Genomic DNA, 6,733 nt, shown 5'->3' with positions numbered 1-6,733 from the left:
GGTGCTGGGACTCCATAGACGGCAGGGGGTCAGGGAAAAGTAGCTCTGAGCCATGGCCGATAATAGGACTGTCCTCTTGCCATCTCACTTTTATGCCCAGCTCCATCATTTCCCCGGAAAACCTGCTGGATCTCTGTGAACAGGGTGTACACAAGGCATTGGCTGCTGGAGCCGACCAGGCAGAAGTGTTTGCCAACTCAGGCCGGGAAACGGAAGTCACGTTTGAAAAAAACGACCTGAACCTGGCCCGCAGCAGCAGCGAGACCCTGTTCGGCATTCGGGTTTTCTGTGGCGGCAGGCTGGGCTTTGCCACCTCCAACCGCCCGGAAGAGTTAGCTGAGACGGCGGCTGAGGCTGTGACCATGGCCAAGGCTTCGCCGGCGGATCCTCTCAACGGGCTGCCGGAGCCCCAACCTTTGCCCCAGGTGCCCTTTGCCCTTGATCCGGGGCTGCTGGAACTGGATGCCGCCACCCTGACCCAGTTGGGATCCCAATTGCTGGAGTGGGTGCGATCCAAAGACCCTCGCATCACCATCGACAGCGGCTCCCTCAGCGTGGAGGAAGAGACCCTGGCCATCGCCTCTTCCACCGGCATCCGGGCCAACTACCACAGTGTCGAGGCGGGGGGATCCCTGTTTGGCATGGCCATCGACGGGGACGAGGTGGGCAGCTTTGCCTACGACGGCGACAGTGTGCAGAAGCGGGCCGATCTGGTGCCGGCGCTGGAGCGGGCTTTTGATCGCTTTGTCCAGAAATGCGTGGGCGCGCTGGGGGCTGGCGAGGGGGAGAGCTTCCGCGGCCCCATTGTCCTGCCGCCAGATGTGGTGGAGGAGTTTCTAGGGGATCTCCTCTTTGTGCTGGGGGCGGATGCGGTGCGCAAAGGCAAAAGCCCCTTGGCGCAAAAAATGGGATCCCGGATCGCCAGCCCGTTGCTCACCGTGGTTTCTGAAGGCCTGGGCCTGCCCGGCTACCCCATTGAGCCCTTTGACCGCGAAGGGATCCCGCGCCAGATTACCCCCCTGATTCATGAAGGGATCCTCTGCAACTTCATGTACAACAGCTACGAGTCCCGCGCTGCTGGCGTTCCCTCCAACGGCCATGCCACAGGGGGAGCAGGCAGCCTGCCGGGGGTGGGGCCAGCTTGTTTGAGAGTGGCCCCAGGGACAACCCCCCTGTCCGAGCTCTACGCGATGGATCGGGGAGTTATCGTCACCCGCCTCTCCGGCAGCAGCAACCCCATTACCGGTGACTTTTCTGGGGTGGTGAAAGGGGGCTTCTTGGTCAAAGGCGGCGAGAAACGCCCCATCCTGGAGACCACCATTGCCGGCAATCTCTACGATTGTTTGCGCAATATCTCCGCCATTTCCCAGGAAGTAACGGTTTTCAACGGCACGGCTGCCTTTCCCGCCCTGCGCATTGAAGATGTATCCATCACTGCGGGCTAAGTAAAGCTAGGGGTGTCGAGATCCCGGCAACAGCGATTAACCTCATTCCCAAAAGCTGCGGAGTTGTTCCCATGGGCCAGGAGATCACCTGCCTCCGTTTTGGTACTGCAGACTTTGCTCAGTTTGCAGCTCGGCTCCAGCAAGAGACGAAGTTGCTCGAGCGCTGGTTGGCCGGTGCGCCGGGGCTGGATCCCGCCTGCCGGCCCTTTGCCCAGGGATCCCCGGTGGGCGGGTTTGAGCTGGAGGCGTGGCTGGTCACCCCTCAGGGGGATCCGGCCCCGATCAACTCAGCCTACCTGGAAGCGGTGAATGATCCGCTGGTGGTGCCGGAACTGGCCCAGTTTAACGTGGAGATCAACAGCCGGCCCCAAGTTTTGACCGGCTTAGCTCTGCGGCAGTTTCAGCAAGAGCTGGGCCAAACGTGGGATCGCTGTTGCCGGGTGGCCGAACACTTGCAGGTGGGGCTGATGATGATCGGCATTTTGCCTACGGTGCAGCAACGGCAATTGACCCTGGAGATGATCTCGCCCCGCAAGCGTTACCTGGCCCTCAACGAGCAGATCCTGAACTTGCACCGGCGCGAGCAATCCCAAGCGATCCCTTCCCTGGGGCTAGATATCGAAGGACCGGCTGGGCGGTTGCGGGTTACCCACCCGGACATCATGCTGGAGGCGGCGACCACCTCCTTTCAAATCCATCTGCAGGTATCCCCCCAACAGGCGGCCCGTTACTTCAACGCTTCCCTGCTCGTGTCAGCCCCCTTGGTGGCGCTGGCGGCCAATTCTCCCTACCTATTCGGGCACAACCTGTGGGCAGAAACCCGCATCCCTTTGTTCGAGCAGGCCCTAGATGGGCCACCCCCCCTTGCCCCCACCCACTACCCCCGCGTCACCTTCGGGCAAGGGTATGTCCAGGGATCCCTAATGGAGCTGTTCTGGGAAAACCTGCATCGCTACCCGGTGGTATTGCCACAAAGGTTAGCCACTTCCCCATCAGAGCTGGCCCATTTGCGCCTCCACAACGGCACCATCTGGCGCTGGAACCGACCCCTGATCGGCTTGGATCCCGTTCCCCACTTGCGCATCGAACAGCGGGTGGCAGCGGCAGGCCCAACCCTACCCGACATGATCGCCAATGCGGCCTTCTACTTTGGCCTGGTGCAAGCCTTGGGATCCCAGCCCGTCCCCCCCGAGCAGGAGCTGAGCTTTGCCCAGTGCCGCGCCAATTTCTACACGGCGGCCCGCTGGGGTCTGGAGGCCCCCATCACTTGGCTCAAGGGTTGGCAGGGATCCCTGCGCCAATTGCTGCTGGAAGAGCTGATCCCCCAAGCAGAGGCGGGTTTGGTTCAACTGGATCTGGCCCCCTCCGATATTCAGGAGTACCTGGGCATTCTCCGCGCCCGGGTGGAGTCGGGGCAGAATGGGGCCACCTGGCAGCGCCGCTATGTCGCCCGGCATGGTAAAGATATGCAACAATTGACCTGTGCCTACTGGGAACGGCAGCGGCAAGGCCAACCGGTACACACCTGGGATCTCAGCTAGGGCTCTCTCCACAGCCGGTTGTACCAGCGGTGGGCCACCGCGGCGGCAGGGTGGACCCTTGCTCAAATTTCGAGCGGGCAGATTCTTGCTCAGAGGGTCTTTCGCGACCCGAGCTACCGCAGCGAAACGGTTCATTTGGACTCCCGCTCCCTCCCACCCTAGGGCCAGAAGCCAGAAGTTTGAGTCGAGCCTCTTAGCCCAAACAGTATGCTCACCGTTCTCGATCATCTACCGGATCAACTGCTGGATCTAGAGGCCCATCAGCTTTACGACCGATTGGGTGGGCCAACCCTCATCCATCTGCCGGGACGACGGGATCCCGCCCTGTTTGTCTCCGTGCTGCTGCACGGCAACGAAACCACCGGTTGGCAGGCGGTGCGGCAGCTCCTCCGCCACCACGCCCAGCGGGAATTGCCCCGTTCTCTTTCCCTTTTCATTGGCAACGTGCAGGCTGCCCGCCACCGGCAACGGCGGCTAGATGGCCAACCCGACTACAACCGCATTTGGGGCTCCGGCTCCACCCCCGAACATGCCATGGCCCAGGCCGTCCTGCAGCAAATGCAGCAGCGGGGCGTTTTTGCCAGCGTCGATATCCACAACAACACGGGCACCAACCCCCACTACGCCTGTGTCAATCACCTGGATGCCCCTACCCTGCACCTGGCCACCTTGTTTGGGCGCACCGTCCTCTATTTCACCAAGCCAGAAGGGGTGCAGAGCATGGCCTTCGGGCGCTTCTGCCCGGCGGTGACCCTGGAATGCGGCAAGCCGGATCAGCCCCACGGCACCCAGCATGCCTACGAATTTCTGGAAGCCTGCCTTCACCTGTCGGCGATCCCGCAGCGCCCTGTCCTCAGCCAAGATATCGACCTCTTCCACAGCGTCGCCATTGTCAAAGTCCCGGATCAGGTGAGCTTCAGCTTTGGGGAAGAGAATGGCGACCAAGAGGGATCCCCCTCTCACATCCGCTTCCCGCCGGATTTGGATCTCCTCAATTTTCGGGAGCTTCCCCCCCACACCCCCATTGGCTGGACGAACAACGGCTTCCACCTGGAGGTGCAAGACGAGCAGGGCCAAAATGTGGCGGATCGCTTTTTCTATGCCTGCAATGGAGAAATTCGCACCAGCGTGCCCATCATGCCGGGCATGCTCACCCTCAATAGCCGCATCATCCGCCAAGACTGCCTCTGCTACCTGATGGAGCGCTACCCCCTGGCCGGCTGAGCCGGGCTGCCAATTTCCGATCCCCAAACCAGAACGGGTAGTGCTCCGCACCGCTGCGCTAACAGTACCCGTCTACCGAGGGATGGTGAGTACGCTAACGTGGGACAGAGCGACCCCTGCAAGCCCTATCCTGAAAACTGCCAACGGCACGCTGAGCCCACGGGATCCCTATGTTGCGCCTGCTGCGGATCGAGAACTTTGCCCTGATCGAGCAATTGGAGATCCCCTTTCGAGCGGGGCTAAACGTGCTCACCGGAGAAACCGGGGCCGGCAAATCCATCATCCTCGATGCGCTGGATGCAGCTCTAGGAGGTACAGCTCGGGCTCTGCGAACTGGCAGCGAACGAGGTCTGGTGGAAGCGATCTTCAGTCCTAATCCTGAACTGCAAGCCTGGCTAGAACAAGAGCACATCGACCCCCTAGAGGAGGGCCTGGTTTGTAGTCGCGAGCTGGTGTTGCGCAACGGCAAGCTCACCAGCCGCCTGCGGGTGAATGGGGTGCTGGTGAACAAAGCCCAGATGCTCAACCTGCGGGCCAAATTGGTAGAGATCACTGCCCAGGGGCAAACCGTTCAAATCCAATCTCCCCAAACCCAGCGCCGTTGGCTGGACGACTTTGGCGGCGAAGAGTTGTTGCGAACACGGGCGGAGGTGGCTGCCCTTTACCAAACCTGGAACCAACTGAAAACAGAGGTGGAATCCCGCCGGCAAAGCCAACAACTGCGCCTGCAACGGCTAGACCTGCTGGAGTTTCAAGCGCAAGAGCTGGCCGCCCTGCGCCTGGAGGATCCCGACGAAATGGCCAAGCTGGAGCGGGAACGGGAGCGCCTGGCCCACCGCGTGGAACTGCAACAGCAAAGCTACGCAGCTCACCAATTGCTCTATCAAAACGACAGCGGCTCACCGGCCATCGCCGATCTGTTGGGCCAGGTAGAACGGTTGCTCCAGACCATGACCCAGCGGGATCCCGACCTAGCCCCTCTGGCGGAAATGGTCAGCAGCGCTCTCATTCAGGTGGAGGAGGTGGGGCGGGAGCTGGTTCGCTACGGCGAGACGCTGGAGGCGGATCCCGGTCGGTTGAACAAAATTGAACGGCGCTTGGCGCAACTCAGACAAGCCTGCCGCAAATACGGCCCGACCTTGGCCGAGGTGATGGCCCATGCGGAGCGGGTGCAGGCGCAGTTGGCCCAACTGCGAGGAGACAACACCGACCTAGAGGAATTGCAGGTGCGGCTGGACAAAGCTGCCCAAGACCTGGAGCGCCATTGCCAGGTGCTCTCTCAACTGCGGCAACAAGCGGCCTGTCAACTGGAAAAGGCTCTCATAGAAGAGCTCAGCCCGTTGGGGATGAGCGCAGTGCAATTCCGGGTGCAGATCCAACCCGGCCCCCCGACAGCAGAGGGGGTGGATCAGGTGAGCTTTTGGATCAGCCCCAACCCGGGTGAGCCTCTTCAGCCCTTGGCCAGCATCGCCTCCGGCGGCGAGATGAGCCGTTTTCTGCTGGCCTTGAAAGCCGTATTCAGCCGCATCGATCCGGTGGCCACCATGGTTTTCGACGAGATCGATACCGGCGTGTCGGGCAAAGTGGCGCAAGCCATCGCCACCAAGCTGCACAGCATTGCCCGAGATCACCAGATCCTCTGCGTCACCCACCAACCCCTGATCGCTGCCTTGGCGGATCACCACCTGCGGGTTCACAAGGTGGTGCACCAAAAACGAACTTCTGTGCGGGTGGAGCTTTTGGGAGAACGAGAACGCCGCGAAGAACTGGCCCAACTTACTGCCGGCCACTCCGCCCAAGAAGCGATGACTTTTGTGGAGGCTCTCCTCAACCAAGCAGCTCAACTGCGCAAGCAGCAACTGGCCAGCCCCGCTTGACCCTCCTCTCCTTTTGTTTTGAGTGAGGGGAGGGGGGTGAGGGCCTCACCCGCCCAAGAACAGCTCCAGCACCTCAGGATTGTTCAACAAGTTGGGGCCAGTATCCTCAAAGCGGTTTTCTCCCGTGGACAAGACATAGCCCCAGTCCGCCATCTTCAGGGCCTGCTTGGCATTTTGCTCCACCATGAGGATGCTGATGCCAAGACGGTTGATCTCTCGCAGGAGGGCGAAGGTCTGTTCTATGTACAGCGGTGACAGGCCGGCGGTCGGCTCATCCAGCAACAACAACTGCGGCTCCACCATCAACGCTCGCCCTATGGCCAGCATCTGCCGTTGTCCACCCGATAGGGATCCCGCCGCTTGGCGTCGTTTCTCTTTCAGGGGTGGAAACAGCTCATAAACCCGCTCCAGTTGGGCGGCAGGGTTGTCGCGTCGGATGAAGGCCCCCATCTCCAGGTTCTCTTGCACGGTGAGGGAAGGAAAGACATTGTTGGTCTGGGGCACAAAGCCGATTCCCCGTCGCACCAGTTGCTCAGCGGGCAGGTGGGTGATGTCGGATCCCTGAAACAGCACTCGGCCTGAGCGGATGGTGGCCAAGCCAAATAAGGATTTCAGCACTGTCGATTTGCCGGCTCCATTGGGGCCG

At 61.1% G+C, this 6,733-nt stretch carries 5 protein-coding genes; 4 read left to right on the top strand and 1 reads right to left on the bottom strand.

Going from position 1 to position 6,733, the window contains the following annotated elements; genetic code table 11:
* Positions 1-92: 92 nt before the first annotated feature.
* From NW819_RS01455 to recN, 4 genes are all read left to right on the top strand, one after another.
* A complete protein-coding gene (locus NW819_RS01455) occupies positions 93-1,445 on the top strand; it encodes a TldD/PmbA family protein (RefSeq protein ID WP_414412676.1) in 1,353 nt (450 codons plus the stop codon).
* Positions 1,446-1,597: 152 nt separating this feature from the next.
* Positions 1,598-2,986, top strand: coding sequence for a glutamate-cysteine ligase family protein (locus NW819_RS01450; RefSeq protein ID WP_414412675.1), 1,389 nt, complete (start codon positions 1,598-1,600; stop codon positions 2,984-2,986).
* Between the two features lie 207 nt (positions 2,987-3,193).
* Positions 3,194-4,210, top strand: coding sequence for a M14 family metallopeptidase (locus tag NW819_RS01445; RefSeq protein ID WP_414412674.1), 1,017 nt, complete (start codon positions 3,194-3,196; stop codon positions 4,208-4,210).
* A gap of 170 nt (positions 4,211-4,380) precedes the next feature.
* Positions 4,381-6,087, top strand: coding sequence for a DNA repair protein RecN (gene recN / locus NW819_RS01440; RefSeq protein WP_414412673.1), 1,707 nt, complete (start codon positions 4,381-4,383; stop codon positions 6,085-6,087).
* Between the two features lie 45 nt (positions 6,088-6,132).
* Here recN and NW819_RS01435 read toward each other — a convergent pair.
* The coding region (locus NW819_RS01435; RefSeq protein ID WP_414412672.1) for an ABC transporter ATP-binding protein at positions 6,133-6,733 on the bottom strand (601 nt) is incomplete at its 5' end.

It is taken from the genome of Synechococcus sp. R8-2, assembly GCF_047461715.1.
Classification (GTDB): Bacteria; Cyanobacteriota; Cyanobacteriia; order Thermostichales; family Thermostichaceae; genus Thermostichus.
Note: the sequence above shows the minus strand (reverse complement) of the source record. Positions and strands in the feature narration are given on the sequence as shown.